This is a genomic window from Bradyrhizobium sp. CB3481 (assembly GCF_029714305.1).
Taxonomy (GTDB): Bacteria; Pseudomonadota; Alphaproteobacteria; order Rhizobiales; family Xanthobacteraceae; genus Bradyrhizobium.
Genome location: NZ_CP121647.1, coordinates 7,824,367 through 7,851,315, shown reverse-complemented (window position 1 = coordinate 7,851,315; position 26,949 = coordinate 7,824,367). Strand labels below are relative to the sequence as shown.

Here is a 26,949-nt window from a genome sequence, read left to right as displayed (position 1 = left end):
GCAATGACGGTGGAAGCGCCGGATTTCAAAGAAACACCTGCACGTAATGGCCTTCTCTCCTTCCTCGTTCGCCTCCGAACGCGCGCCCGGCGCGGGCGTCACTGCCGTGCTCGGGCCGACCAACACCGGCAAGACGCACCTCGCCATCGAGCGGATGCTGGGGCATTCGTCCGGCGTGATCGGCCTGCCGCTGCGCCTGCTCGCGCGTGAGGTCTACAACAAGATCGTGGACCGCGCAGGCGTCGAGAGCGTCGCGCTGGTCACCGGCGAGGAGAAGATCAAGCCGAAGAATCCGCGCTACTGGGTCTCGACCGTCGAGGCGATGCCGCGCGATCTCGACGTTTCTTTTCTGGCCGTCGATGAAATCCAGATCGCCGCCGATCTGGAGCGCGGGCACGTCTTCACCGACCGCATCCTGCATCGCCGCGGCCGCGACGAAACGCTGCTGCTGGGCGCGGCGACGATGCGCCCGATCATCGAGCGTCTCTTGCCCGGCGCGTCCATCATCACGCGGCCACGGCTGTCGCAGCTCGAATTCGCGGGCGACCGCAAGATCACGCGCCAGCCGCGCCGAACCGCGATCGTCGCGTTCTCGGCCGATGAAGTCTACGCGATCGCCGAACTGATCCGCCGCCAGCATGGCGGCGCAGCCGTGGTGCTGGGATCGCTCAGCCCACGCACCAGAAATGCACAGGTCGCGATGTTCCAGAACGGCGACGTCGATTATCTCGTCGCCACCGACGCGGTCGGCATGGGCCTCAACCTCGACGTCGATCACGTCGCGTTTGCTTCCGACCGCAAATATGACGGCTACCAGTTCCGCCGGCTGACGCCGGCCGAGTTCGCGCAGATCGCCGGCCGCGCCGGGCGCGCCACCCGCAACGGCACCTTTGGCACCACGGGCCGCTGCGCGCCGTTCGAGCCGGAGCTGGTGAACGCGCTGCAGAACCACACCTTCGACAGCGTCAAAATGCTGCAGTGGCGGAATTCGAAGCTTGATTTCTCCTCGCTCGGCAGCCTGCAGGTCTCGCTCGCGCTGCCGCCGGGGCACGAGGCGCTGACCCGCGCGCCGGTCGCCGAGGACCAGCGCGTGCTCGATCACGCCGCCCGCGACGGCGAGGTGAGGGAGATGGCCCACGGCAAGGCCGCCGTGGAGCGGCTGTGGGACGCCTGCGCGATCCCAGATTATCGCAAGATCGCGCCCGCGGCGCATGCCGAGCTGGTGACCACGCTTTATGCATTCCTGATCAAAAAGGGCTACATCCCTGACGCATGGTTCGCCGCCCAGGTCGACCAGGCCGACCGCATTACCGGCGATATCGACACGCTGTCGGGCCGGATCGCGCAAATCCGTACCTGGACCTTCGTCGCCAACCGCCCGGACTGGCTGGCCGACCCCGACCACTGGCAGGGGATCACCCGCGAGGTGGAAAATAAATTATCCGATGCGCTGCATGAACGCTTAACAGAGCGTTTCGTTGACCGGCGGACCAGTGTATTGATGCGCCGCCTGCGGGAGAACTCAGTTTTGAATACGGAAATTGGCAAGACCGGCGAAGTGATTGTTGAAGGCCACACGATCGGCCGGCTCGATGGATTTACCTTTGCGCCCGATGCGGCGGAGGCGGGGTCTGACGCGAAGGCGCTACAGGCCGCGGCGAGCCAGGTGCTGGCCAGCGAGATCGACGCGCGCGCGACAAAGCTTGGCGCTGCTCCCGACGACCAGTTCGTGCTGACCTCGGACGGTACCATCCGCTGGACCGGCGATGCGGTGGCAAAGCTCGTCGCCGCCGACGATGCGCTGCATCCGCGTATCAGGATCATCTCCGATGAGCGCCTCTCCGGCGCGCCGCGCGAGGCCGTGCAGGCGCGGCTCGATCTCTGGCTGAAGACGCATATCGAAAAGCTGCTGGGCCCGCTGTTCGGCCTGTCGAAGGCCGAGGACATCACCGGTATCGGCCGCGGCATCGCGTTCCAGCTCGTCGAGGCGCTCGGCGTTTTGGAGCGCTCGAAGATCGCCAGCGAGATGAAGGATCTCGATCAGACCTCGCGCGCGACCTTGCGAAAATACGGCGTGCGCTTCGGCGCCTACCACATCTATTTCCCCGCGCTGCTAAAGCCCGCCGCGCGAGCGCTGGCGTCGCTCTTGTGGGCCGAGAAGCAGGACAATGTCGACATGTCCGCGCTCTCGGGCGCGCAGCACCTGGCGAGCTCGGGACGCACCTCGTTTCCGGTCGACAAGGCGCTGCATCGTGACGCCTATCGCGTGCTCGGCTATCGCCAGTGCGGCGAGCGCGCGGTGCGCGTCGACATCCTGGAGCGTCTCGCCGATCTCATTCGTCCCGCTTTGGCGTGGCGCGAGACCTCGCCGGGCGAGAAGCCCGCCGGCGCGTTCGACGGCCGCGGCTTTGTGGTGACGCAGGCGATGACGTCGCTGACCGGATCGGCCGGCGAAGACTTTGCCTCGATCTTGCGCGCGCTCGGCTACCGCATGGACCGCCGTCCGCCATTGCCGCCGAAACCGGTGGAAGTGGTCGAGACGGTTACCGCCGAGACGCCGCCGGTGGAAACGGTTGCTGCCGAAGCGCCGCCAGTCGAGGCGAGCGCCGAGGCAACGGCCGAAACGCCGGCCGAGGAAGTCGCCGCTGAGCTGCCTGTTTCCGGCGATCCTGCGCCGTCGTCATCGCTGCTTCCGGAAGTCACGCCCTTCGCGCACGTAGCCGAGGAGCTTAGTGCGCCTGAAGTCACGCCGGCGGAAGCCGCGATCCTGGATGCGCCGCCGGAGCAGGAGACGCCGGAAGCGGTCAGCTCCGCCGAAGCCGCAGCCGAGCCCGCCACCGCGAGCGAAGCGCCGGCCGAAGGCGCTGCCGCTGAAGCTGTGCCCGCCGAGGCCGCTTCCACCGAGGCCAAACCTGAAGCAGAAGCGAAAGCCGAGACGCCGGCCGAGTCGCAGCTCGTCGAAGTCTGGCGCCCCGGCGGCCGCTCCGACGAGCGCCGCCCGCATCACGATCGCAACCGTCAGCGCCACCACGGCCGCGCCGCGGAAGGCGCGCCGGCTGCCGGCGAAGGCGAGGGGGCGCAGCGTCACCGCCGTGGCCGTCGCGGCGATTTCAGAAAGCCGCGCGAGGGCGCGCCGGCTGAAGCAGCAAGCGCGCCTGCCGCTGAGGGCGCACCGGCACCTCAAGCACGTCAGGACCGTCCGCCGCGCGAGCGCTTCGAGGGCAAGGGCCGTGACCGCGACGAGCGCCGCGACAAATTCGATCGCAACAAGGGCGACCGCAAGGGTGGCCGCGACAAGGGCGATCGCGAGCGCGGTGGCCGCGACTTCGGCGGGCGCGACAAGGGCGGCCGTGACAAGCGCGAGTCGGGTCCGTCGCATCGCCAATGGGCGACCAGTGCGAGCCCGCGCGAGCGCGATCGCGCCGCCGATCCGAATTCGCCGTTCGCAAAGCTCGCGGCGCTGAAGGAGCAGCTCGCCGGCCGCAAGGAATAACAGAGCGTTTTCAAGCGAAGTGGACACCGGTTCGCGTCAAGAAAGCGCGTCAAAAATAGGTTTCTAGAGGGTTGATTGGAGCGGCAGCGTCTCGACAAATGGCTGTGGCATGCGCGGGTGGTGAAGGCCCGCACCTCCGCTGCCGCGCTCGTCGAGGCCGGCCATGTCCGCATCAACGGCGTGCGGGAGAAAGCGCCGGGCCATTCGGTGAAGCTCGGCGATGTCCTCACCATCGGGCTCGATCGCGGCGTGCGCATCCTCAAGGTGGTGGGCTTTTGTGAGCGGCGGGGCGATGCGGCGGCCGCGCGCGTGCTCTATGACGAATTGCACAGTGGCAAGCCGTAACTATCTGCAAAAGGCGCGCAGGGAAGCTGAAATTGGGCTGCCAAAGGCCCGCGGCTTCCCTTGCGGCAGCGCACTGCATGCGCTACGCAAACCCCGGAAATCTGATCCGTATTTGAGCCTTGTTCGGAGCGCTGGATGACTTACGTCGTCACTGAAGCCTGCATCAAATGCAAATATACCGACTGCGTTGAGGTCTGCCCCGTCGACTGCTTCTACGAGGGCGAGAACATGCTGGTCATCCATCCCGACGAATGCATCGATTGTGGCGTCTGCGAACCCGAGTGCCCCGCCGACGCCATCAAGCCCGATACCGAGCCGGGTCTGGAGAAGTGGCTCGAGGTCAACACCGAGTACGCCAAGAGCTGGCCCAACATCACCCAGAAGAAGGAAGCGCCGGCGGACGCGAAAGAATTCGAAGGTGTCGAGGGCAAGTTCGAGAAATATTTTTCCAAGGAGCCCGGCGCCGGCGACTAAAGACTGTGGATAAGTTAAGGGCTCATTGAGCCTGTTTTCGGCCCCAATCTGAACCGAACCAGCTTGTCGGATTTAACCCTGTTAGCGGTCTTATGGCGGAAACGGCCCGTAAAGGCCCGGAACCAGCCGTAAATCATTGATTTTTGCGGAAAATGTGCTATATTGGGCACATTACAAGCCGATCCCGGCCATGCGTATCCTGTGGCCCCGGTGGGTTACCGTAAAAACATCGAACAGGGGCGTGGCAGTTCCGCGCGCAGGCTGTGTCACAGAAAACGCGTAAAAAGAGTGCTTCCAAGAACGTTAAAAAAGCCGCTCCGGCCAGCCGCAGCGCAACCAAGGGCCGTGCCAAGGCGCCCATGAAGGACGCCAAGAAGGTTTCGGCTGCAAAGTCCTCCAAGAACAAAAGAAGCGCAATGCCAGAAAAGACTGCCAAGACCGCCGCGAAAGCGACGGGTTCGAAGACCTCTGCTGCGAAAGTTGCTGCTAAAGCTCCCGCAAAGACCGCTGTGAAGGCTGCTGCTGCGAAGGCTGCCGTTGCGCCGAAGGCCCCTGCCCACAAGCCGGCCCCCGCCGCTGCTGCGCCGCGCGTCGAGGAGCCGAAGAAGGTCGTGACCCAGCGTCAGGGCTTCAAGGCCAATGAATTCGTGGTCTATCCGGCGCACGGCGTCGGCCAGATCCTGGCGATTGAGGAACAGGAGATCGCGGGCGCCAAGCTCGAGCTGTTCGTGATCAATTTCATGAAGGACAAGATGACGCTCCGCGTGCCGACCGCCAAGGTCGCCAATGTCGGCATGCGCAAGCTGTCCGAGCCGGCGCTGGTCAAGAAGGCGCTGGAAACCCTGAAGGGCCGTGCCCGCGTCAAGCGCACGATGTGGTCGCGCCGGGCGCAGGAGTACGAAGCAAAGATCAATTCGGGCGACATCGTCGCGATCGCCGAAGTGGTCCGCGACCTCTACCGCTCCGAATCGCAGCCCGAGCAGTCCTATTCTGAACGGCAGCTCTATGAAGCGGCGCTCGATCGGCTGTCGCGCGAAATCGCCGTCGTCCAGCATTCGACAGAGACCGAGGCGGTCAAGGAAATCGAGAGCCAGCTGGCCAAGAGCCCGCGCCGCGGCGCCAAGGCTGAAGCGACCGAGGCCGACGAGGCGGATGTCGACGCCGATGGCGACGACGCGGCGGTGGCGGACGAAGCCGCCTGAAAGAATCCCGAGCATTAAAACGAAAAGCCCGGTCGAAAGACCGGGCTTTTTGTTTGAACTCATGCGTGCGGCAACAAGGCGGCGGTTCCCGGCCCGTCAGGGCATCGCCGTGATCGGCCGCAACAAAAGAACCACGCTCGTCACCAGCGTGCAGGAGCTGCTCGACAGGATGAAGAGAAGAAAGTTTTCCATGCGGCGTCTCCTCTTTGTCAGGTAGGTGACGTTTGAACCGGCGATTTCGTTCCGGCCATTTGCAATTTGCGGAGCTGACTTGCCGCGCTGGCATTCGACGAATGCCTGCGGGCACCGTGAATCAAGGCCAGCGGTGACGGAACCCGGCCTGGGTTCCATTTCAATTTCTCAGCGCGGAAAGGACGAGTTTTCGACCTCTTGTGACCCGAATCGGGGGAGATGGTCCCGGCCACATCCATCTACCGCAAGGGGGATACGATGAAAGGCCAGTACGTCTTCTTCGCTGTTCTGATGACAGCTTTGTCGGCCGCGCTTCTTCCCATCAGCGCGCCGGCCGCGCAGGTCAAGGAATGCATCGCCCGCGTGCCCGCATCGGCGAAAGGGCATTGGTCGTGGCGTCTGATCGACGGCCGCAAATGCTGGTACGCCGGCAAGACTGTGATTCCGAAATCAGCGTTGCGCTGGCCCGCCACGGCGCCTGCGCAAGCCAAGGCTCCTCCGGTGGCGTCCACCGTGGAAGCCAAAGCCGCCGAGGCGGCGACCGTCGGTATCGTGACCGAGAAGCGCAGTGATCCTCTGAATGCGCGGGCACAGATGACCGATGATTCCGACAGCTTTGAATCGCGCTGGCAGGCGCGCGCCCGCGGGCTCTAGACGCAGAACCATGTCGCTCCGCCAGCGTTGATCGCACGGGACGGCTTGTTTGAGGCCAGGGTTCCGGGAGGGAACTTTTGGCGCAGCGATGCGTTGAAATAGATGACCTATGAAAACCGAACCGTACCGCCGCGCTCTCGCGAGGAGCGAGCCGCGCTGATGGAAAAACGCCGTGAGGATGCCGAGCAGGCGCTCATGGAGCGCAAGAAGGCTGACGACGCCTTCCGGGCTAATTTCGAACGGCTCAAGGCCGAGCGCCTTGCACGCGAGGCTGCAGCCAATTCCTGACGGGCAAGTAGCGACCGTCGCCCGAGCCGCGGCTGCCGTCATTGCGAGCACAGCGAAGCAATCGACGTAACCCCCCCGCGATGAGAGATGGTTGCATCGCGGAGCCCGCCATCGGGCGCGCATTCGCGCGGCCCGGTCGCAAGGGCGTGGACGGATCGCGACGAGCTCGATATCCGCTTTCCTTGCTGTGACGATGCCGGTGACCGCGATCGCGCAATGTCAGCTCGCGATGATGTCGGCTCACGATGTCGGCTGATGGGCCTTTCCTCACGGAGCGTTCTCTGATCCAGTGACGATCGCGGCCACCGTTCGTGGGCAGCACGATGACTGCCTGAATCGGGTGTCGAGGTAATCCCATGGTTTTCTGGATGGTGTGTGCGGTTGGGCTGGCGATCGCCTACCTCTTCGGCGCCACGCCTACGGGCTATCTGGCGGGAAAGCTGCTCAAGGGCATCGATATTCGGGAGCATGGCTCCAGATCCACAGGTGCAACGAACGTGTTGCGCATCCTGGGAAAATGGCCAGCGCTGGCGGTGCTCCTGATCGACGTGCTGAAGGGCGTGGCGGCGGTCGTCTTTGCCCGGTGGCTTTATGGCCGGCTCTATGAATGGCCGGCCGCCGCGCCGCCGGCCACACTCGATCTGCAAGCCGTTGTGCCGTGGGCTGTGTGCCTTTCGGGACTAGCCGCGCTGTTGGGGCATGGCCGTTCGGTCTGGTTGAACTTTACGGGCGGCAAATCCGCCGCGACGGGGCTCGGCGTGCTGCTGGCGATGTCCTGGCCGGTCGGTTTGGGCGCGGCCGCGGCTTTTGGCATTGCACTGGCTGTTTCCCGGATTGTTTCGCTGAGCTCGATGCTGGCGGCGTCGGCCGCGCTCGCCCTCGTCTTGTTCCTGGAGCAGCCCTTGCCCTACCGCTTATTGGTGATTGCAGGCGGCATCTACGTGATTGTGCGCCATCGCGCCAATATTCAGCGGCTCCTGGCCGGGACAGAGCCGCGGCTGGGGCAAAGCAGCCCGGAAGCAAAAACGGCGGCGCAAATCTAGCGCGTTCACTCACGGACGATCGGCAGCGCGGTCCGCCTCACTGCAAAATCGCAGCGCCTTTTTAAGATTGCGGGACTCTTTCCGGCGCGAAGAGGGGCGCTCGAAATCGATGCGGCCCCGGCCTCAATCCACCACGATCTTCACGCGATCGCGCGGCTTGACCTGGGCGTGCTGGTCGAGGCCGTTGAGGATACGGAAGCGCTCGGCGGGACGATCGACGCCGGTCATGCGATGGGAGAGCGATTCCACGGTGTCGCCGGGCTGCGCCGTGATCACCTTGATGCGCAGCGGGCGCGCGGCCTGGATTTCTTCCAGCGTCAGGCGGCGGAACGAGTTGACGGTCTCGCGCGCATTGCGCTCACTTTCGGTGTTGCGCTGCTTGGCGGCGAAGATGAAGCGGTAGACGTCGCTGCCGTAGCGCAGCGCGAAGACCTTGAACTGCCACTGATCGCCGTTCGCGGACGCCGAGGCGACCGGGAAGCCGTTGATCATGAGGTCTTCGGTCGAACCCTTGTCGACGCCTTCCATCCAGCCGGAATTGAGGTAATCGGCGAGCGACTGTTCGGCCGGCACGCGCACCACGTCGAAGCGCATCGCCTGCGTGCCGCCCTCGCGCACGCCGATCACGGCCTGCGCGGTGTTGTCGAGCGTGAACGTCTCGGGCGCCTGGAAGGTGAAGCCGAGTTTCGGATGCAGGAAGCGGCGCCCGCGCACAAAACCTTCGCTGGGGTCCTCGCCATAGACGATGTTGTCGATCGCGGCGAGATAGGTCTCGCGGTCGCGCTCGCCGCCCTGCGGGGACGTATATTGTCGGGCGCTGGCCTGCGCGTTCTGCACGCGCTCAGGCGTCGCCGGATGCGAGGACAGGAAATCCTGCGTGCGCGGGTCGAGCGAGGTCTTGCCGGCCTTCAGCGCCGCATTGCGTTCCATCGCAGCGAGGAAGCGCGAGGCGCCATATGGGTCGAAATGGGCCTTCGCCGAAATGCCGACGCCGATGCCGTCGGCTTCGAATTCCTGCTGCCGCGAGAAGCTCGCCATCGTCAGCTTGGTCTTCGCCAGCGCCAGTGCCGTCAGATCCGGGTCGTTGCTCATGTCGGTGACAACGCGCGTCACCACCGCCGCCTGCCGTGCCTGGTCTTCGCGAATCGAGGCGTGCTTGGCCAGCACATGCGCCATCTCGTGGCTGAGCACCGAGGACAGTTCCGAAGTATCGCTGGCCAGCGCGATCAGGCCGCGCGTCACATAAAGCTGTCCGGTCGGCAGCGCGAAGGCATTGACCGCACCGGAATTGAGGATGGTGACCCGGTAGGCCTGGTCGGGGCGGTCGGAGGCCGCCACCAGGCGGTCGACAGTCTTGCCGATCAGGGTGGCGAGCCTCGGGTCGTCATAGGCGCCGCCATAGGAGGCCAGAATGCGCTCGTGCTCGCGCTCGCTCGCCGGCGTCTGCGCGACGGTGCGGGACGGCTTCGGCGCCGGCGCGGTCGGCGCGGCGGTCTCGATTTTTCCCAGATTTCCACAGGCGGAAAGCGTCAGCGCGGCGCAGACAAGCACCGGCGCAGCCAGAAATCGGCAGCCCCTATTTCCTTCGCGCCGTTCTGCACGATGCGTCAAATCAGCCACTAAGATCACGCCCCCACCGGAACCGTAATCTCATCCCTTTTTTGCGCCTGATCCCAGCGAAAACCGGTGCCCAGTTTTCGGATCACGCGCTATTTCCCGCCCAGCACCTCGATCTGCCCCACCCGGAGCACTTCAATCCGTGGTCCTCCCCGCGACGAGACAACGCCGCGGACACGAATCCTTTTGTTTTCAAACGACTTAGGTCCAAGGCCGGCGCCCTCAAACGCCGGAATGATGCGCCTTGGAATAGTCGCAGCAAAGTCCTGTGTCCAGTTCCGCCCGAAATTCAGGTAGGTCACTGACCCAGCCTGCCGCACGGACAGTACTCTGCCCTCGACCACCGTAAAGTGCCCAATCGCGGCCAGAATATCGCCCGGACTTTCCGTGTTTTTTATGGCCGCGGTTTCGGCCCAGATGCCCAATTTGGCGTCTCGCGCCGTTTGTTCCGCCGCCGCCAGCATCGCGGCGCAATTTTTCTCTGCGGTGTCGCTCGAAATCAACGCTTCACCGCGGCGCAGCAGTTCCGTTTGCACCGAGTGTTCCGAGCCGGCCACGAAGACGAAAGCCAGTTGGCGGCCGTAACGATCCGGTGCGTCGTTCTCGCCATGGAGAATCACTTCGCGGCCTTCGACGACGGCCGACAGTGCCGCTCTGGCGCTTGCCCCATCGGTTCCCGTCCGCTCGATGCCGGCTAGGCGGATTTCGCGACCGTCTTCGAGCCGAAAGCTGCGCGCATCGACGATTGTGGCGACACGGCCTTCGCCTTGCTGATCCAGGGCGCAATCGGCGGCGTCAGCCCGCCCCATGCACGCCAGCAACTGAAGCGATACGGCGCTTGCAGGAAGCCAGGCGGAGCCGCGCAATATCGGACGCGTTATAACGCTGCTCATCGTTCCGCTTGTTCCTGTATGCTTGATCAGGAGCCGAGCCGCTACCTTAGATTGCCACGCAGGGGCAGACAATGGAAGTCAACGGCATCGCGCACATTTTTCTCACCGCCTCGAATTTCGAACGTTCGCGCGATTTCTATCGCAAGCTGCTGCCGTTTCTTGGGCTAAAGCCTGTCATCGAGACGGAGACGACCTATTACTGCGTCGGCGGCCGCACCGCGGTCGGCATCAGCGCGCCGTCGGCCGAGCACGAAGGCGCGGCGTTCGAGCAGAAGCGCGTCGGGCTGCACCATCTCTGCTTCCGCGCCCGTGAGCGCGCCGATGTCGACGAGTTGCATGCCTTTCTTTTGACGCTCGACGCCAAAATCATCCGCGCGCCGCGCGAGGAGCAGTGGGCGCCGGGATACTATTCGATCCTGTTCGAGGATCCCGATGGTATCCGGCTCGAACTCAACCATGTGCCGGGCAAGGGATTGTTGGGGTAGTTGCCCTTGTAGGATGGGTAGAGCGCAGCGAAACCCATCGCGTCTCTGCGCCGGGAATTGATTGGTTTCGCTGCGCTCTACCCATCCCCACGAGTTGTCGGCTCCATCGCCGTCTGGCTTCGCGGTTTCGCTGGCATGAAACGAACAGCATCAATTGTTTTGGCCCAGCGCGTCTTCGTCGATCCAGACAAGAACGAGCCCGCCGAAAATCTTGCGATGGCCGGCAGGCGATATCATGCCAACATGCGGATCTTCCAGATGCAGATGATGCTTCATGGACGAGTTCTTCAACTGGGTCAGGCGATCAATCAGCACGTCAACGCCAGCGGCATCGACCATAAGATCAATCGCGTTTAGAGTTCCATTATCCGCAATAACAATCATAGCGAGTTCTTTTTCGGGTCACTCTGTGCACCGCCGACATCTGATAACGCGGGCTCAATCTCCGGTCTTTAGCGGTAGCGTCGTGAGGAATTGACGATGCTGATCGAGCCAGCCGGGGTTCTGGGTAGCAATGATGCCGACACACAGCTGCACGCATTCATTGCAAATGAAACCTCCGGCGCCTGCGATCAGTTGCAAGACAGCCGGCTGGCTCTTTCCGCAGAATGAACATGCCGGTTCGGGCGAAGCGTCGTTCGCTTCCACGACATTTATGCACTCATCTCGTAGAGCCTCGAACAGGCTTTCAATATCTTCTGCTTCCAGTTTCTCTTCTTCGATCAGCTCGTTCAGTTGATCGAGGGTAATGGTGCCGTTGGCCTCACCGATTTCTATCGCCGCTCGAATGATTTCTGCTAATTTCACTTGGCCAGCTCCTCAGAGTTTTTCTGAACAGTGAATTCGTCCTAACCGTCGCTCGACGCGTCTCCGTCCGAACCGTAATCCGATCCGCCGATCGATGGGCCGGGACCGGAAATATCAGTGCCCAACTTGGCCTTCTTGCGCAAAGGCCAGGCGATGGCCATGCCTCCCGCGACGAGGAGGATGAGTGCAGTCGCTGCTATCCAATGTGAAATCATGGACGCCTTGTAGAGGCCGATGGTTTCAAATGCCGATTCGCAATCTAGCAGGCATGTGGGGATAAGACACGTAAAGCGAGCGCCTTGTATTAACGGATCATTGCGGCGGCCGATGAATTGATGGGTTTCGCTAACGCTCTACCCATTCTGCGCAATCATTCCGCTAAGCGGAAATCGAGGACAGAATCGGTTCGCCACTCTGCCTTGCCGCTGTTGTACCCATGCGGCATGATCGCGCCGAAGATTTTAAAGCCGCAGTCAATGCGGCGCGCCAAGAGGGGAGGACTCCGTGAAGAGAGCAACAGCAAGCATTTTTGCTGCCGCGCTGGCGATGTCGGCGAGTGCGGCCCTGGCACAAGGCAAGCCGCCGCTCAAGCTCGGCGGCATTTTGGACATGTCCGGGCTTTACGCCGATATCACCGGGCCGGGCTCGGAGACCGCCGCCAAGATGGCGGTGGAGGATTTTGGCGGCGAGGTGCTGGGGCGGAAGATCGAGATCCTCGCCGCCGACCATCTCAACAAGGCCGACCTTGCCGCCAGCATCGCGCGCGACATGCTCGACAACCAGGGCGTCGAGATGCTGTACGACGTCGCGGCGTCCGCGACCGCACTGGCCGCCGGCGAGATCGCCAAGGCGCGCAACAAGATCGTCATGTATAGCGGCCCGGCCTCGATCCGCCTCTCCAACGAGGCCTGCGGCCCCTACACCGTGCACTACTCCTACGACACCTTTGCGCAGGCCAACGTCACCGGGCTCGCCACCGTGAAATCCGGTTTCGAGACCTGGTTCTTCCTCACCGCCGACTATGCGTTCGGCCAGGATCTGGAAAAAGACACCACCAATGTCGTCGTGAAGGCCGGCGGCAAGGTGCTCGGCGGCGTCAAGCATCCGCTCAACACGTCAGACTTCTCCTCGTTCCTGCTGCAGGCGCAGAGCTCGAAGGCGAAGGTAGTTGGGCTTGCCAATGCCGGCGGCGACACCATCAACGCGATCAAGCAGGCGGCGGAGTTCGGGCTGACCAAGAGCGGCGGCCAGAAACTGTCGCCGCTGCTCGCCTTCGTCACCGATATCGATAGCGTTGGCCTCGAGACCGCGCAGGGCCTGCTGTTGGCGGAAGCCTTCTACTGGGACCTCAACGACGACACCCGCGCGTTCTCAAAACGCTTCCAGGACCGCGTCAAGCGACCGCCGACCGCGGCGCAGGCCAGCGTCTATTCGTCCGTCCTGCATTATCTGAAAGCCGTGAAGGCGGCGAACACCACGGATGCCGCCGCGGTCATGAAGGTGATGAAGGAGACGCCGGTCAACGACATGTTCGCCAAGAACGGCAAGATCCGCGACGACGGCCGCATGGTGCACGACATGTACCTGTTCGAGGTCAAGAAGTCGTCGGAGTCGAAGGCGCGCTGGGATTACTACAAGCTGCTGGCGACGATCCCCGGCAACGAGGCGTTCCAGCCGCTGGAGGCGTCGCGGTGCCCGCTGGTGAAGAAGTGACGGCCGAAGGCCGTCATTCCGGGTTGGTGCGCTAGCACCAGACCCGGAATCTCGAGATTCCGGGTTCGATGCTTCGCATCGCCCCGGAATGACGGCAGCAAATCAAAAGCAAACGAAAGCACCATCCCATGAGCGCAAACGAAATGGTTCTCCAGACACTCGAACAGGGCCTCCTCACCATCACCATGAACCGTCCGGACCGCCGCAATGCGCTCAATCCCGACATGACGCGCGGGCTCGTGGAGGCGGCGCGACGCGCGCAGGAAGATCACGAGGTGCGGGCGGTGCTGATCAAGGGCGCGGGCGGCACGTTCTGCGTCGGCGGCGATGTCAAGTCGATGGCGGAGGGAAGGGCGCCGCTTCCGTTCGAGGCCAAGATGGCGAACTTGCGTCGCGGCATGGAAGTCTCGCGGATCCTGCATCAGATGCCGAAGCCCGTGGTAGCGCAGCTCGATGGCGCGGCGGCCGGCGCCGGGCTTTCGATTGCGCTGTCCTGCGACCTGCGCGTCGCCTCCGCTTCCTGCAAGATCACCACCGCCTTCGCCAAGGTGGGCTTCTCCGGCGATTACGGCGGCACCTATTTTCTCACGCAGTTGCTCGGCAGCGCCAAGGCGCGCGAGCTCTATCTTCTGTCGCCCGTCCTGAGCGCGACCGAGGCCTATAATCTCGGCATGGTGACAAGGGTTGTGCCGGACGCCGATATCGACGCCGAGGCGCGTGATCTTGCGATGTCGCTGGCGACAGGACCCTCGATCGCGCTCGGCTATATCAAGCGCAACATCAATAATGCCGAGACGATGTCGCTGGAGGCCTGCTTCGATGGCGAAGCGATCCATCACACGCGCGCGGGCGACACCGCCGACCACAAGGAAGCGGCAAAGGCTTTTGTCGAGAAGCGCAAGCCTGTCTTCTCAGGTCATTGAAAATGACCGAGGGCAGTGACATGGCCGAATATCTCAGGCTGCGGCAGATCTGCCTGGTGGCGCCGCATCTGGAACCGGTGATTTCCGATATTTCAGAGATCATGGGCCTGGACGTCTGCTACCGCGACGGCAACGTCGCGAAATACGGGCTGGAGAACGCGCTGCTGCCGGTCGACACCATTTTGCTGGAGGTGGTGGCACCGTTCCAGCCGGGCACCGCGGCCGGACGTTTCCTCGACAAGACCGGCGGGCGCGGTGGCTACATGGCGATCTTCTGCTGCGAGGACCCTGATGCCCGCGGCAAACATGCCAACGCCATCGGCGTGCGCACGGCGAACGTGATCACGCACGCGCCCTATTACGGCGTGCAACTACACCCGCGCGACTGCCGCGCCGTCTTCATCGAGTTCAACCACACCGACGGCAGCGACGACGTGCTCGGGCCGTATCCGCCGGCGGGGCCGGACTGGCAGAAGGCAATCCGCAAGGATGTGACCCTGGCCTTGACGGAAGTCGAGATGCAGGGCCCGGACCCGCAGGGGCTGGCGGAGCATTGGGGGAAGATATTGAAAATATCGGCCAGCAACGGGCCGGAATTGAAGCTGCCGAATGCAAGCTTCCACTTCGTCAAAGGCGGCAGTGATCTGATGAGCGGGCTGACTTTCAAGGTCGTCAATGTCGCCAAGGTGCTTGACGCGGCCAAGGCGAAGGGTTGCAAAGTGTCGGGCAACAGCTTCGATCTCTGTGGAATTACGTTCAAGCTGGTGGCGTGACGGCACATTGCCGTAGGGTGCGCAAAGGAGTCTAAGTGACGTGCCCACCATCCATCGTCGATTGTGCCCCACTCCATCGACGACAAGGTGATTTGCTCGCGCATAGCCGCGGAGATTGTGCGGAGGAAAACGGTTGCACAATCTCCGCGCGTATGCCTAATTGCCGCCTTGGGGACGAGGAAACAGCGAGGCGATTGCCGGCCATTCGTTGTTCGCCGTCGATTTAAGACTGGGCGCTTTTTCAGTATTGGGGCGGGGGTATATGAAATCGAAGATCGGGGCATTGCCCCTTTTGCTTGCTGGCTTCTTGCTGGCGAGTTGTGCGAGTCCACGCGGCCTCGATGAACCGCCGCTGCAGATCCCGGCATTGAAGCCGGGTTACGGCCGTGTCTACTTCACCCGGCCGGGCGAATTTGCGGGATCGGCTGTTCAGCCCGAGATTCGGATGAACAATGAGGTCGTCGGCAGGTCTGTGCCCGGCGGCTTCTCTTATGTAGACCGGCCGCCGGGCAGATACGCCGTAACAACGGCAACCGAGGTCGAAAATGCGGTTACGTTCCAATTGGCAGCGGGCGAGACGAAGTACATCAAGACAGCCGTGACACCCGGCATACTCATCGGCCATGTCACGCCGACGCTCGAATTCCCGGAGCAGGGACAATCCGACATAAGCCGCCTCAGGTACGTCGGCACCAAATTCTGATCCCGTAAACTGTCATGCCACGGCCTGAGCAAGGGACCGCGGCATGACATCGTCTCCCGCCAAAGTGGCGCCGTCTCAGCAGATCTTCTGCTTTTCATACCTCTGGAAAACAGCCGATTGCGCGCTTACCGCCCCTTGAAATTCGCCGCCCTTCGTTCGGCGGTGGCCTTGACGCCTTCCTTGAAATCTTCCGTCGCGCGCAGCTTGGTCTGCTCGACGAGCTCGTGGTTGGTGGCGGCGAGCACGCGGTCGGCGAGGCCGGCGCGCATGGTGGCGCGCGTCGAGATCAGGCCGAGCGGCGAGCATTCGGCGATTTCCTGCGCAAGCTTCATCGCCTCCGTGCGAACCTGATCCTGCGGCACGCAAATATTGGCAAGGCCCATTTTGGTAGCGTCTTCGCCGGTGACGCGGCGGCTGGTGTAGAAGATCAGCTCTGCATTGTTCTTGCCGACCAGTTCGGGCAACGTCGTGGTCAGGCCAAAACCCGGATGGAAGCCGAGTTTTGTAAAGTTGGCGGCGAAGCGCGCTTCCGGGCAGGTGACGCGGAAGTCGGCGGAGACGGCAAGGCCGAGGCCGCCGCCGATGGCGGCACCATGCACGGCGGCGACGACCGGCTTCTTGTTGCGGAAGATGCGCACGGCCTGGACGTAGAGATGGTTGATCGGCAAGTTCGCGGCCGGATCTTTTTTCGCGCTCTCTTCCTGCTCCTGCCGCTTCGGATCGGAGAAATCGGCGCCGGCGCAGAACGCCTTGCCTTGGGCGGCGAGCACCGAGGCGCGGATCTCGATGTCGTTGTCGAATTCCTCCAGCGCGTCGGCAATCTGGTTGATCAGCGAGACGTCGAAGAAGTTGAGCGGGGGCTTGCGGATCTCGATCAGGCCGACGTGACCGTGCTTCTCCACGCCGATATCAGTGTATTTGGTCATCAGGTTTCCTCGTTGAATTGGTGCAGGCCATGCCGCGCGCTAGCGCAGGCCGAGCCCGCGGGCGATGATGCCGCGCAGCACCTCGGTGGTGCCGCCCTGGATCGTCAGTTTCGGAGCGGTCTTGGTGGCGAAGTCGAGCTGCTTTTCCAGCGTCTCGCGATTGGTGGCGGTTTCCTCGACAAACGCTGCGAGCTCGCGGACGCGGTGCGGCAGTTGCTGCTCCCAGATCGTGCCGATGTCCTTCACGATCGACGCCTCGACCACCGGCTCCTTGCCGGCCTGTAGCATGCCCGCCACCGACACCGACATGCGCCGCATGGTGTGGACCTGCGCCACCAGGCGGCCGATGCCCTCGGCGCTGCGGGTATCCGGGTTATTGCCGACGGCGCGGACTAGCTCGGTCAGGACGTAGTAGGTTTCGAGGAAACGCTCGGGGCCAGAGCGTTCGTAGGCCAGCTCGCTGGTCGCCTGCTTCCAGGCGCCGTCGATTTCACCGAGCACGTGATCGTCGGGAATGAAGTGGTCGGTGAACACGACCTCGTTGAACTCATACTGCCCGGTGATCTGGCCAATCGGGTTCACCTTGATGCCCGGCTGCTTCATCTTGACCAGAAACTGGGTCAGGCCGTGGCGGCGGTTTTCCTTGGTCGGCGGCGAGGTCCGGAAGATCGCGATCATGTAGTCGGCGATATGGGCCGAGGAGGTCCAGATCTTGGTGCCGTTGATCAGATAGCCGCCGTCAGTTTTGGTCGCGCGCGTCTTCGCCGCGAACAGGTCGGAGCCGGAATTCGGCTCACTCATGCCGATCGCAAAGCAGATCTCGCCTTTGCAGATGCGCGGCAGGATCTCCATCTTGATGTGCTCGGGCGCGTATTTCAGCAGCACCGGGCCGCTCTGGCGGTCGGCGACGAAGAAGCGCCGTGTCGGCGCGTTGGCCACGCGCATTTCCTCGGTCACGACATAACGCTCGAGGAACGAGCGCTCGTGGCCGCCATATTTTTTTGGCCAGGTCATGCCGAGCCAGCCGCGCTCGCCGACCTTGCGGGAAAACTCCGGCACGTCGGTGTCTTCGCGGTTCGGCTTGTGCGGATCGAAGGTGCCGGCGGCGATTTCCTCGGCAAGGAAGGCGCGCACTTCCTTGCGGAGCTGCTCGCATTTTTCCGGCAGGCGGATCGGATCGAAACGGAGGGCTGCGGTCATTTATGTGTCTCGACTTCTCAGCAGGATGTTGGTGTCAGCGCGAGGCGACCAGCGGCCACAATTCATCGGCGCCCCTGACGCAGACGCGCTTGCCGAGCTCGACCGCCCAGTAGCTTTCGGAGCCGAAATCGTCGCGCCAGGCCAGCGCCCGCAGCGAATAGCGATGCAGGATGTGCTCGATGGTGAAGCCGATCGCGCCATGCACCTGGTGGGCGATGCCGCCGCCTTTTTCCGCCGCTTCCGCGCAGCGGATCTTTGCCGCCGTCGCTTCGAGAAATACTTCGTCGTTGAATGAGGTCGCGTTGGAAATGGCGTCCGCAGCCGACGTCGCCGCCGCAAGCGCCGCCGCCGATTCGCCGGCGAGACGTGCGAGATTGTGCTGCACCGCCTGGAATTTCGAAATCTTCTTCTCGAAGGCGACGCGCTCGTTGGAATAGCGCACGGAGATTTCCAGCATCGATTCCAGCGCGCCGGCGATCTGCAGCGACCTTGCGACGCCGCCCATCAGCAGCAAGCGGGTCTGGTCAAAACCGTGCGGCGCCGGCTTGATCGCGACCGGCTGCACCTTGTCCAGCGTCACCACATCGGACTGGTCACCGCCGAGGTTGAGGCCGCTTTCGATCCGGCATTTGCCGGCGTCGACGAGAGCGATGGAAAAACTTCCCTTCGCATCGCTCGCCAGCACGGCGAAATGCCTGGCAGCCTTGGCAAACGGCACACCGCGCGCCCGGCCCGACAGGCTGCCATCGGCACTGACGGTAATCCGGTCCTTCGGGCTCGCGGGCACCACGGTCATCTCGCCATCGGGCGAGATAATTTTGGCCTGCGCCAGCAGCCAGCCGGCCAGCATGGTCTCGGCGAGGGGAACGGCGACCGCAAAGCGGCCGGCGGCGCTAAGCACGCTAAAACCTTCGGCAAGCGATGCGCCCGAGCCGCCGCAATCTTCCGGCACCCAGGACAGAGGCAGGCCAGCGTCGGTCAGCGCCTGCCATAGTGGCGCTTTCCATTCGCCCTTCTTGTCGTGATTGATGGTCTGGGCGTCGGCGAGATCGGCGAAGATTTTCTCCGCGGTCTCGGCAACGATGTTCTCACTCTCCGCCACAGCGTTCCCCGATTTGAAATTGGCATGCCAATCCCGACTGTTAGTGCCGGGTCGGCCGCGGTCTTTTCTTGCGCTTTATGATGGGCAAAAGCCATAGCCCTGACAAGCGCTGTCCGCAGGGCGGCCTGCGAGGGCGGCATGATGAATACGTACCCAAGAATAAATTCCGCGAAGCGGATTTGGTCGAGGTTGCGCGCGATGGGCCGCGCGATATGGTACGCCCCGACCTACCAGCGGGCGGTTCGAAGCCCTGCCAAAAAGCAAAAGGAAATGCGGATGTCGAAGGATGGTTTGTGCGCGATAGTCACCGGTTCTGCCTCGGGCCTCGGGGCCGCCACCGCCGCCATTCTGGCCAAGGGCGGTGCGCGCATCGTCGTCAACTATTCCAACAGCAAGGCGGAAGCTGAGGCCACTGCCGATCTGTGCCGTAGTGCTGGCGCCGAAGTCGTGGTCGTGCAGGGCGACGTGTCGCGTGACGAGGATTGCAAGAAGATCGCCGCAGCCGCGGCGCCCTGGGGCCGGCTCGATGTGCTGGTCAACAATGCCGGCACCACCAAGCATGTGCCGCATCACGATCTCGACGGGCTTTCGGCGCAGGATTTCCAGCGCATCTACGCTGTCAACACGATCGGGCCCTTCCAGATGATCCGCGCAGCGCGCGCCCAACTCGAGGCTGGCGCAAAAGCTTCCGGCACGCCGTCGGCGGTGGTCAACGTGTCCTCGGTCGCCGGCATTTCCGGCGGCGGCTCCTCGGTCGCCTATGCGGCGAGCAAGGGCGCACTCAACACCATGACCCAATCGTTAGCGCGGGCGCTGGCGCCGCTGATTCGCGTCAACACGGTGTGCCCCGGCTATATCGATACGCCCTGGTTCACCAAGGGCCGTGGCGAGGCGGGCGCAAAAGCGGTGCGCGATGCGGTGGTGGCGAAGGTGCCGCTCAAGGTCGCGTCCACGGCGGAGGACATTGCGCAACTCGTGTGTTTCCTGGCCTTGCCCGCGTCGAGCAACATGACCGGCGAGTTCGTCCGCATGGATGCGGGCATGCATCTGGTGCTGTGATCAGAAGTGTAAGAGCGTCGCGTCATTGCGAGATGTGGTAGGGTGGGAAAAGGCGCTCTTGCGCCGTGCCCACCATCTCTTGTTCGGTCGGCAATGGTGGGCACGGCGCGTTGCGCCTTTGCCCACCCTACGAGATCTATCGATTCCCCGGATCCGAGATCACGCGGCTCGCCACCAAGCGATTCCAGATGAACAGCACCACCAGCGCGCCGATGGTGGCGGTGATGAAGCCGGCGCCCTGGTCGGGGCCGTAATGGCCGATCGCCTGGCCGATGAACGTCGCCAGAAACGCGCCGGCAATGCCGAGCACCGTGGTTAGGATGAAGCCGGTCGGATTGTTCGGTCCCGGCGACAGGATGCGCGCGATGATGCCGGCGACGAAGCCGACGACGATGATCCAGATGATGCCGCTCATGTGCTGTGCCTTTTCGATCGCGGATGGTGAAGCAGCGCGGCGCTATCCATAGCGCCGCGCCGACGCGGCGTTAAATCCGTTCCGACATCTCGTTCTCGCTCGGCAGCCGCCCGTCCGGCGTCAGATGATTGACGACGTCGGGCAGAAACTGGCTGAGGCCTTGCAGCAGATCGTCGCGCGACATCCCGCTTTGCGAGGCGAGGGAATCGATCTGGTCGGCGCCGAGCGCGTTGGCGAGGTCGCCGGGCGAGATCTGCCTGTTGGGGCCGTTGCTGACCCAGGAGTCGGCCTGATCGCCAAGGCCGTTCTGTTGCAACTGCTTCATGAGATCGCCGAGGCCGCCGCTCAGGATGCTGCCGGCCGCGCCGCCCGCCAGCAGGCCGCCGAGGCCGCCCTTGAGCATGTCACTGAGGCCGCCGCCCATGCCACCGCCTGGCAGGCCGGCTTGCACATTGCCAGGTACATTGCCCGGCGCGGGCGCCGGCTGCGGCGCCGATCCGGTCTGGTTGCCGCTGAAATGCTTGATGCCTTTCCAGGCCAGCAGCGCGAGGATCGCCATGGTGAGCGGCGACATTCCGCCGCCCTGGGATGGCGCGCTCGGCCGGCTCGGGCCGCGCGGGCCGTTCATCATGCCGTTGAGGACGTCGAGCAAACCCATGGTTCATCTCCTCCGTAGCCCCGTGCGAAACATAAAGACGGCCTATGACGGTTACAAGGCGTCGAAGGCCGCGTTCGATAGGCACTGGCTGAGGGTTCTGCTATCGAAGCCTGTTGCAACGCGATGGGTGCCAAATGGTTTCTGGTCAAACGATCGCTATCGCAGGGGCGGGCAGCATCGGCTGCTTCGTCGGCGGCATGTTGGCCGCCGGCGGGCACCGCGTTGCGCTGCTGGCCCGGCCGCGCATCATCGCCGAAATCGAGGCGAGCGGCCTGCGTCCGACGAGTTTTGAAGGGTTCGATCAGACGGTCGCAAGCGATCGGTTCGTATTGTCGGAAAATCCTTCCGTTTTTGAGACCGCTTGCATCGTGCTGGTTACGGTCAAGAGCGCGGATACGGCTGATATGGCCGATGTCATCGCAAAGAACGCGCCATCAGATGCCGTCATCGTCAGCCTGCAGAACGGTGTCGGCAACAAAGCCGTGCTGCGCGAGCGCCTGCCGGGGCGGCGCGTGCTCGGCGGGATGGTGCCGTTCAATGTGATCGCACTCGGCGATGGGCGGTTTCACCGCGCCACCTCCGGCGACATCGTGATCGAGCGGGACGAGACGCGCACGGCCGAGAAGCTGTCGGTGCCGGGCCTGAAGATGCGTGCCACCGACAACATCGAGGGCGTGCAATGGGGCAAGCTCGTGCTCAACCTCAACAACGCGCTCAATGCGCTGGCCGATCTGCCGCTGCGCCGGCAGATCGGCTTGCGGCCCTGGCGGCGCCTGTTCGCCGACCAGGTTGCCGAAGCGCTCGCGGCGATCGCGGCCGACGGTATCAAGCCGGTCTCGTCGACCCCGATCCCGCTCGCATGGCTGCCGTCGCTGCTCTGCCTGCCGGACTTCATCTTCGAAATGCTGCTCGGGCGGACCATGAAGATCGATCCCGAGGCGCGCTCATCGATGTGGGAAGATTTGAAACACGGCCGCCGCACCGAAATCGATTATCTGCAGGGCGTCATCACCGAAATTGCCGCGCGCCGCGACCTGGAGGCACCGTTGTCGCGCCGGATCGCGGAGTTGATCCGGCAGGCCGAGCGCGAGGGCAAGGGGTCGCCGGGGCTCACGCCGGAGCAGGTTCGTGCGCGCTGAACGATATCCTTACCGTGAATTGTCGCTGCTTGGGCAAGACTCTATTATGGGCGTGCGAGGGAGAGGCCCATGAAACGATCGTACCTGGCGCTGATCGCGATTGCCCTGGCGGGATCGGCGCCGACTGCGGCCCGTGCCGTGCCGCCGACGGTGACACCGTCACCGGGCTATGATGCGAGGTTGCAGGAGCAGCGCGCGGCGTCGCGCGCCGTCACAGCACCCGTTGTCAAGTCGCGCCGCGTCAAGCGGGTGCGCACGCATTAGTGCTGACATCATGACGTGGGCGCGCCCGCGGGCGCAGGGAACCCATACCGCGTGATCTATCCGCTGGGCAGAACGGCAGACGTCATCGTTAGACAGCTGCATTCGGTGGCTGATGGGTCGCTGCGTTCGCAGGAATAACGAGGGCGTCAGCCCTTCTTCTGCTTGGCCGCCTGTTGCTGCGGCTGCTGCTGCGAATTGAATATCCGCTTTATCCCGTTGAGGCTCTCGGAGAGCCGCGGCCATTCACAGGAGAACTGGTTCTTGGCGCAATGGGCAGCCCTCAGCCGGGCGGCCTGCTTGACCGGGCTCGCCACCGGGATCGGCACCTTTTCGATTTCAACCGGCGGAGGGGCCGCTGGCTCCTCGCGCAGCGAGACCTGTTGGATCCCCTGCGCCGGCGGTGGCTCCGCCTGTTGCTGCCTGGCTGTGGCCGCCTGCGCCGCGGCGTGGTTGCGCCGCTCGCGTTCGAGATAGGCGGTATATTGCTCGTCGATCTTCTTCTGCTCTTCCGGCGTCGGGTTGGGGCCCGCGATGTCGAAAGTCCGGTCCTGCATGAAGTCGTAATAGGTGTAACCGCCGCCTGCCTTGCGGCGGCCGGCGAACTTCGCGTTGCATTCGGCGAGTTTGGTGGTCTTTTCTTCCTTGGTCGCGGCTTTCTCGGCCACATCGGCGCATGATTCGAAGTCGTGCGGCGCGCTGCGCCACCACTGCGCATCCGCAGCCACCGGCGCGAGCACGAACAGCGCTCCGATAGTGGCAGCAGCAAACGAAGATGCACGTGAGGCGATCACGGACGGTGTGCTCCAGTCAAATTCTCTAGGGAACTTTGAACGAGTCGATTGTCATCATTTTGGCAGCGCTGTCACGCCGAAATTGCACGCTATTCCCGTTGGCGTTGTGACCATATCGCCAGCATGTGACCGCTGGAACACAGCGCCATGCCCTTAAAAATCCTAAAGAAATTCAAAGGCAAAGCAAAGTTCCGCGCGAGATCTTGCAGTGATTCTAGCTGCAAGATTCGGAGGCGAGCGGATAAGCACGCCACATTGTGGCAACAATCAGTCAGACCCTCGGGCGCGGGCCAGCGTGTGCGACGCCGTTTCGTGGAACGTGGCGCGATAGAGCTTTGCAAACTCGCCCATGTGATGGAAGCCGTTGGCGCGGGCACAGGACGTCACGGTGACGGCGTCGGATCCTTTCACGAGTTGTGCGCGGGCGGACCAAAGCTGCTTGAGCCGCAAGTAGCGATGCAGGCTCATGCCGCGCACGGTTGCGACCGCGGTGCCCAGCGTTCGCACCGACACGCCGCATTCTTCGGCGAGGTCGGCGCTGTAGATCGCCGAGGCGGCGTTGAAGGCGACATATTCGTCGATCATGCGAACGAGCCGGCAATAGCCGCGGCTGGCAATCCGGTTGGTCAATTCCGGCGTCCGGCTGCGGCGGAACATTTCGTCGATCGCGAGCAACAGGCCTTCCTGGATGGCGAGCGCCGAGTTCGGCTCCCGCAAAAGGTCCGGCCTGGCAGAAGCCGTCTGCAGAATGCGGGCGGTGGCCGATCGAACCATCGCAAGGTCGTCGGCATGCGGCGTGAACGGGCACAGCTCGTCCGGCGAATCGAACCATTCGCGGTCGCGCAGGCTGGCCCCAAGGGTGATGATGGCGTGCAGCGACCCGCGTGGCTCGACGAATTGCAGATCCAGATTGCCGCGCATGCCGACAAAGGTCGGCCGGTCCACGGACAGGCCGTTGACCGCTACTTCGTAGGCGTCCTGGAGCTGGAAGATGACGATGCCATGCGCGGCGCGGTAGCTGACATCGACGATGCGGGGAAACGAGGTGAGCACGGTAATTTGGCAGTGGGGCAACTGCACCATCGCCCGCGCGGTATGGAAATTGGCAAGCGTCAGCGGCACGCTGCGCGCGTCGGCGACGAACTCGACCGGCCGGAAGGCGTCGATGTCGGAAAACTGAACGATCGAAAGCGCCGGTGAGGGTGAAAGGTTCTGTAAAAGCATTGCGAGGCGATGGGTTTGAAGCGTCGGATCCGGTTTTAGCGTCGAACGGTCTGGTTAACTTGGTGTTAACAGGTGTGGCCAGGCACGTGCGATTTCGCGTCGCGGCCTTGATATGCGTAAATGTGCGTTCGTCCGGTCGCCCAGGCGATTGGGAGCCGCGAGTTCAAGGCTTGGGCGCTAATGGTACCGGATCATCTGATATTGCCGTGATGCCGTCCGGCGTGTTGCAAATCCATTATAGCTGCTCCTGCGGAATGCTATTGGTTTTGCCGCCGGGGAGGAATTCAAGTGGCCGCGCCGCGCGAAGATGGCGAAAGGTTCGGCTGCCGCACAGGGGGAAACAATCCGCATGAGCATTACCACAGCCATGGCGAGCGTGCCAAAGCCGGCGCCCGAGCTGATCGAGGCATTCAGGGGCGCGCCGACTTCCGTCATCTCTGACAATTTGGCCCGGCTGCCGGGGGCGGTCGGCCTGCGGCCGTTCCATCGCGGCAGCAAGCTGGTCGGCGTCGCCTTCACGGTGCGCACGCGGCCGGGCGACAATCTGGCGATCCACAAGGCGCTCGAACTGGTCGGTCCTGGCGACGTGATCGTGGTCGATGGCGGCGGCGACGAGACGCGGGCGCTGGTCGGCGAGATCATGAAGAATATCGCCGAATACCGGGGCGCCGCGGGCTATGTGATCGACGGCGCGATCCGCGACGCGGCTTCGTTCGCGGCTTCCGAATTTCCGTGCTTTGCGCGCAACGCCATCCATCGTGGCCCCTACAAGAGCGGCCCCGGCGAAATCAACGTGCCGGTTTCAATCGGTGGTTCGGTGATCTCCCCCGGCGACATCGTGGTGGGCGACGAGGACGGCGTGGTGTCGTTTCCCGCGTCGATCGCGGGCAGCCTGCTGGAGGCGGTGCGCGCCCAGATCGCGCGCGAGGAGCAGACCATCATCTCGATTCGCGAAGGCCGCTATCAGGGCAGCTACGGCAAGTCCTGAAGCCGGCGCTGACGGAGGAAATCATGAGTCAGAAAGACGAATTTCATAACCTCGACAATCCGGCCGACGGCCTGTTTCGCGAGCTTGCCGCCGGCGTCACGACGCGGATTTTCGCCGGCGAGCACGCCATGCTGTCGGTGGTGACGCTGGGACCAAATGCGCAAGGCACGCTGCACCATCACCCCGAGGAGCAATGGGGGGTGCTGCTCGACGGTTCGGCGATCCGCGTTCAGGGCGGGGAGGAAATTCCGGTCAGGAAGGGCGATTTCTGGCGCACACCCGGAAACGTGCCGCACACCATGCGGGCTGGACCGGAAGGGGCGCGTGTGCTTGACATCTTCAGCCCGCCGCGGCCCGAGTACAAGAAAGCCGGGTCCGGTTTCGGCACTTAAATATCAAGCCTGACGAACAAGAACAAAAAATCGCAGGCGCAATTGGGAGGAGAGTTCTGGTGAAGATTACGCGACGCAATCTGCTTGCGGCGTCAGCCGCGTTTGTGGTGACGCCGGCGCTGGCGCAGCCGGCCAAGAACATGACGCTGGTGGTGCCGTTTCCGCCCGGCGGATCGACCGACGCGCTGGCGCGGCTGCTGCAATCTCATTTGCAGACAAAACTCGGCCGCACCGTGTTGGTCGAGAACAAATCCGGCGCGGCCGGCTCGCTCGGCGCCATCCAGGTCGCCAAGAGCGCGCCTGACGGTGCGACCTTCCTGGTAACGTTCGATTCGCACGCGGTGATTCCCTCGATCCTCGAAAAGCCGGGCCTCGATGTCGAGAAGGATCTGGTGCCTGTGTTCCTGGTCGGCACCGCGCCCTATGTCCTCGCCGCGAATGCCGAACGTCCCTACAAGAACTTTGCCGACGTGGTCGCGGCCTGCAAGGAAAAGCCCGGCGCCGTAAAATACGCTTCCGTGGGCATCGGCACGCTCGGCCATCTCGCGATGACTGTGCTGGGCAAGAAGGCCGGGGTCGAGATCACGCACGTGCCCTACCGCGGCGGTGGCCCGGCGATGAACGACGTGCTCGGCGGCCATGTCGACATGATCATCGGCTCGGCGGCGCTGATCACCGCGCAGCTCGGCACCAATATGCTGCGGCCGATCCTGCAGATGGGGCGCGAGCGGATGCCGGTGCTCAAGGATACGCAGACCGCGATCGAGGCGGGTTTCCCCGATTTCGAGACGCTGGCCTGGTGGGGCATCTTCGCGCCCAAGAATACGCCGGTGGACGTCATCGCCAGCATGGCCAAATCGGTGAAGGAAATTTTGAGCGACAAGGCAGTGGCCACGCAACTTCAGGAAACGCAGCAGATGACCCTGCTGCTCGCCGACGGCAAGGAATTCCAGGCCTTCTTCGCCAAGCAGGTCGGTACCTGGGGCCAGGTTGTCCGCGAGAACAACATCAAGGCGTAGCGTTGCCCGGCGCACGACACAGGGCGCCACAGAAATGAGGCGTTGAGCGAAAAACGGCCTCAGTGCGGCGGGCGCCGAGGCCGTCATTCCAATGACTTCCGATCATGGGGGATGAAATCGAAAGCCAGGAATTTGACGCCGGGCGATGCCAATGGTTCCTGTTTTTT

Annotated in this window: 28 protein-coding genes and 2 pseudogenes; 18 read left to right on the top strand and 12 right to left on the bottom strand. The window is 63.4% G+C overall.

Features of this window, described 5'->3' with window-relative positions; all coding sequences use genetic code 11:
* Positions 1-46: 46 nt before the first annotated feature.
* The 7 genes from QA643_RS37790 (at position 47) to plsY (ending at position 7,691) form a co-directional block, all read left to right on the top strand.
* Entirely contained in the window at positions 47-3,493 is a 3,447-nt protein-coding gene (locus QA643_RS37790) for a helicase-related protein (protein WP_283030878.1), read from the top strand.
* 75 nt (positions 3,494-3,568) lie between these two features.
* Positions 3,569-3,838, top strand: a complete 270-nt coding sequence (locus tag QA643_RS37785; RefSeq protein ID WP_283030877.1) for an RNA-binding S4 domain-containing protein — start codon at positions 3,569-3,571, stop codon at positions 3,836-3,838.
* A 135-nt stretch (positions 3,839-3,973) separates the two neighbouring features.
* The gene (fdxA, locus tag QA643_RS37780) at positions 3,974-4,312 is read left to right on the top strand and encodes a ferredoxin FdxA (RefSeq protein WP_283030876.1); all 339 of its coding nucleotides are present in this window, start codon (positions 3,974-3,976) and stop codon (positions 4,310-4,312) included.
* A 416-nt stretch (positions 4,313-4,728) separates the two neighbouring features.
* Positions 4,729-5,514 carry a CarD family transcriptional regulator gene (locus QA643_RS37775; RefSeq protein WP_283030875.1) on the top strand — a complete coding sequence of 262 codons (786 nt, stop codon included), beginning with the start codon at positions 4,729-4,731 and terminating at the stop codon, positions 5,512-5,514.
* 411 nt (positions 5,515-5,925) lie between these two features.
* Positions 5,926-6,360: a hypothetical protein gene (locus QA643_RS37770; protein WP_283030874.1), complete on the top strand. Its 435-nt coding sequence runs from the start codon at positions 5,926-5,928 to the stop codon at positions 6,358-6,360.
* A 159-nt stretch (positions 6,361-6,519) separates the two neighbouring features.
* Positions 6,520-6,648 carry a hypothetical protein gene (locus tag QA643_RS37765; protein ID WP_349253251.1) on the top strand — a complete coding sequence of 43 codons (129 nt, stop codon included), beginning with the start codon at positions 6,520-6,522 and terminating at the stop codon, positions 6,646-6,648.
* A 356-nt stretch (positions 6,649-7,004) separates the two neighbouring features.
* A complete protein-coding gene (gene plsY, locus QA643_RS37760) occupies positions 7,005-7,691 on the top strand; it encodes a glycerol-3-phosphate 1-O-acyltransferase PlsY (protein WP_283030872.1) in 687 nt (228 codons plus the stop codon).
* A gap of 123 nt (positions 7,692-7,814) precedes the next feature.
* On the opposite strand, the gene QA643_RS37755 is transcribed toward plsY, so the two are convergent.
* Positions 7,815-9,242, bottom strand: coding sequence for a M48 family metalloprotease (locus QA643_RS37755; RefSeq protein WP_283030870.1), 1,428 nt, complete (start codon positions 9,240-9,242; stop codon positions 7,815-7,817).
* A 158-nt stretch (positions 9,243-9,400) separates the two neighbouring features.
* A complete protein-coding gene (locus tag QA643_RS37750; protein WP_349253250.1) occupies positions 9,401-10,201 on the bottom strand; it encodes a thermonuclease family protein in 801 nt (266 codons plus the stop codon).
* Between the two features lie 71 nt (positions 10,202-10,272).
* Here QA643_RS37750 and QA643_RS37745 point away from each other — a divergent pair, with 71 nt between their 5' ends.
* Positions 10,273-10,686, top strand: a complete 414-nt coding sequence (locus QA643_RS37745; protein ID WP_283030868.1) for a VOC family protein — start codon at positions 10,273-10,275, stop codon at positions 10,684-10,686.
* Between the two features lie 150 nt (positions 10,687-10,836).
* Here QA643_RS37745 and QA643_RS37740 read toward each other — a convergent pair whose 3' ends face one another.
* The 3 genes and pseudogenes from QA643_RS37740 to QA643_RS37730 all read right to left on the bottom strand — a co-directional run.
* Positions 10,837-11,070 carry a hypothetical protein gene (locus QA643_RS37740; RefSeq protein ID WP_283030866.1) on the bottom strand — a complete coding sequence of 78 codons (234 nt, stop codon included), beginning with the start codon at positions 11,068-11,070 and terminating at the stop codon, positions 10,837-10,839.
* A gap of 117 nt (positions 11,071-11,187) precedes the next feature.
* Positions 11,188-11,343: pseudogene (locus QA643_RS37735) on the bottom strand (ClpX C4-type zinc finger protein); the annotation flags it as partial.
* Between the two features lie 33 nt (positions 11,344-11,376).
* A pseudogene (locus QA643_RS37730) lies at positions 11,377-11,493 on the bottom strand (RNA polymerase subunit sigma-70); the annotation flags it as partial.
* Between the two features lie 546 nt (positions 11,494-12,039).
* On the opposite strand from QA643_RS37730, the gene QA643_RS37725 reads away from it, so the two are divergent.
* The 4 genes from QA643_RS37725 to QA643_RS37710 all read left to right on the top strand — a co-directional run bounded on the left by QA643_RS37725 (position 12,040) and on the right by QA643_RS37710 (position 15,605).
* Positions 12,040-13,206 carry an ABC transporter substrate-binding protein gene (locus QA643_RS37725; protein ID WP_283035060.1) on the top strand — a complete coding sequence of 389 codons (1,167 nt, stop codon included), beginning with the start codon at positions 12,040-12,042 and terminating at the stop codon, positions 13,204-13,206.
* 128 nt (positions 13,207-13,334) lie between these two features.
* Positions 13,335-14,129 carry an enoyl-CoA hydratase gene (locus QA643_RS37720; RefSeq protein ID WP_283030864.1) on the top strand — a complete coding sequence of 265 codons (795 nt, stop codon included), beginning with the start codon at positions 13,335-13,337 and terminating at the stop codon, positions 14,127-14,129.
* Between the two features lie 20 nt (positions 14,130-14,149).
* Positions 14,150-14,902, top strand: a complete 753-nt coding sequence (locus tag QA643_RS37715) for a hypothetical protein (RefSeq protein WP_283035059.1) — start codon at positions 14,150-14,152, stop codon at positions 14,900-14,902.
* Between the two features lie 262 nt (positions 14,903-15,164).
* Positions 15,165-15,605 carry a DUF2846 domain-containing protein gene (locus tag QA643_RS37710; RefSeq protein ID WP_283030862.1) on the top strand — a complete coding sequence of 147 codons (441 nt, stop codon included), beginning with the start codon at positions 15,165-15,167 and terminating at the stop codon, positions 15,603-15,605.
* A 125-nt stretch (positions 15,606-15,730) separates the two neighbouring features.
* Here the strand turns inward: QA643_RS37710 and QA643_RS37705 are convergent, their stop codons facing one another.
* Genes QA643_RS37705 through QA643_RS37695 form a run of 3 tightly spaced genes read right to left on the bottom strand, consistent with a single transcriptional unit; the run spans position 15,731 to position 18,833 of the window.
* On the bottom strand, positions 15,731-16,531 hold the full coding sequence (locus tag QA643_RS37705) for an enoyl-CoA hydratase/isomerase family protein (RefSeq protein ID WP_283030860.1): 801 nt from the start codon (positions 16,529-16,531) through the stop codon (positions 15,731-15,733).
* 39 nt (positions 16,532-16,570) lie between these two features.
* A complete protein-coding gene (locus QA643_RS37700; RefSeq protein WP_283030858.1) occupies positions 16,571-17,731 on the bottom strand; it encodes an acyl-CoA dehydrogenase family protein in 1,161 nt (386 codons plus the stop codon).
* Between the two features lie 34 nt (positions 17,732-17,765).
* Positions 17,766-18,833, bottom strand: coding sequence for an acyl-CoA dehydrogenase family protein (locus QA643_RS37695; protein WP_283030856.1), 1,068 nt, complete (start codon positions 18,831-18,833; stop codon positions 17,766-17,768).
* Between the two features lie 276 nt (positions 18,834-19,109).
* Between QA643_RS37695 and QA643_RS37690 the strand changes: the two genes are divergently transcribed.
* Entirely contained in the window at positions 19,110-19,892 is a 783-nt protein-coding gene (locus QA643_RS37690; protein ID WP_283030854.1) for an SDR family oxidoreductase, read from the top strand.
* A gap of 136 nt (positions 19,893-20,028) precedes the next feature.
* On the opposite strand, the gene QA643_RS37685 is transcribed toward QA643_RS37690, so the two are convergent.
* Both QA643_RS37685 and QA643_RS37680 read right to left on the bottom strand, forming a co-directional pair.
* Positions 20,029-20,307, bottom strand: coding sequence for a GlsB/YeaQ/YmgE family stress response membrane protein (locus tag QA643_RS37685; RefSeq protein ID WP_283030852.1), 279 nt, complete (start codon positions 20,305-20,307; stop codon positions 20,029-20,031).
* Between the two features lie 70 nt (positions 20,308-20,377).
* A complete protein-coding gene (locus QA643_RS37680; RefSeq protein WP_283030850.1) occupies positions 20,378-20,965 on the bottom strand; it encodes a YidB family protein in 588 nt (195 codons plus the stop codon).
* Positions 20,966-21,099: 134 nt separating this feature from the next.
* On the opposite strand from QA643_RS37680, the gene QA643_RS37675 reads away from it, so the two are divergent.
* On the top strand, positions 21,100-22,104 hold the full coding sequence (locus tag QA643_RS37675; RefSeq protein WP_283030848.1) for a 2-dehydropantoate 2-reductase: 1,005 nt from the start codon (positions 21,100-21,102) through the stop codon (positions 22,102-22,104).
* A gap of 69 nt (positions 22,105-22,173) precedes the next feature.
* On the top strand, positions 22,174-22,368 hold the full coding sequence (locus tag QA643_RS37670) for a hypothetical protein (RefSeq protein WP_283030847.1): 195 nt from the start codon (positions 22,174-22,176) through the stop codon (positions 22,366-22,368).
* 146 nt (positions 22,369-22,514) lie between these two features.
* Here the strand turns inward: QA643_RS37670 and QA643_RS37665 are convergent, their stop codons facing one another.
* Positions 22,515-23,159, bottom strand: a complete 645-nt coding sequence (locus QA643_RS37665) for a hypothetical protein (RefSeq protein WP_283030845.1) — start codon at positions 23,157-23,159, stop codon at positions 22,515-22,517.
* A 267-nt stretch (positions 23,160-23,426) separates the two neighbouring features.
* On the bottom strand, positions 23,427-24,383 hold the full coding sequence (locus QA643_RS37660; RefSeq protein ID WP_283030843.1) for a helix-turn-helix domain-containing protein: 957 nt from the start codon (positions 24,381-24,383) through the stop codon (positions 23,427-23,429).
* 349 nt (positions 24,384-24,732) lie between these two features.
* On the opposite strand from QA643_RS37660, the gene QA643_RS37655 reads away from it, so the two are divergent.
* The 3 genes from QA643_RS37655 to QA643_RS37645 are packed head-to-tail and all read left to right on the top strand — an operon-like array spanning position 24,733 to position 26,782.
* On the top strand, positions 24,733-25,371 hold the full coding sequence (locus tag QA643_RS37655) for an RraA family protein (RefSeq protein WP_283030841.1): 639 nt from the start codon (positions 24,733-24,735) through the stop codon (positions 25,369-25,371).
* 23 nt (positions 25,372-25,394) lie between these two features.
* A complete protein-coding gene (locus QA643_RS37650; protein ID WP_283030839.1) occupies positions 25,395-25,763 on the top strand; it encodes a cupin domain-containing protein in 369 nt (122 codons plus the stop codon).
* Between the two features lie 59 nt (positions 25,764-25,822).
* A complete protein-coding gene (locus QA643_RS37645) occupies positions 25,823-26,782 on the top strand; it encodes a tripartite tricarboxylate transporter substrate-binding protein (protein WP_283030837.1) in 960 nt (319 codons plus the stop codon).
* Positions 26,783-26,949 lie beyond the last annotated feature (167 nt).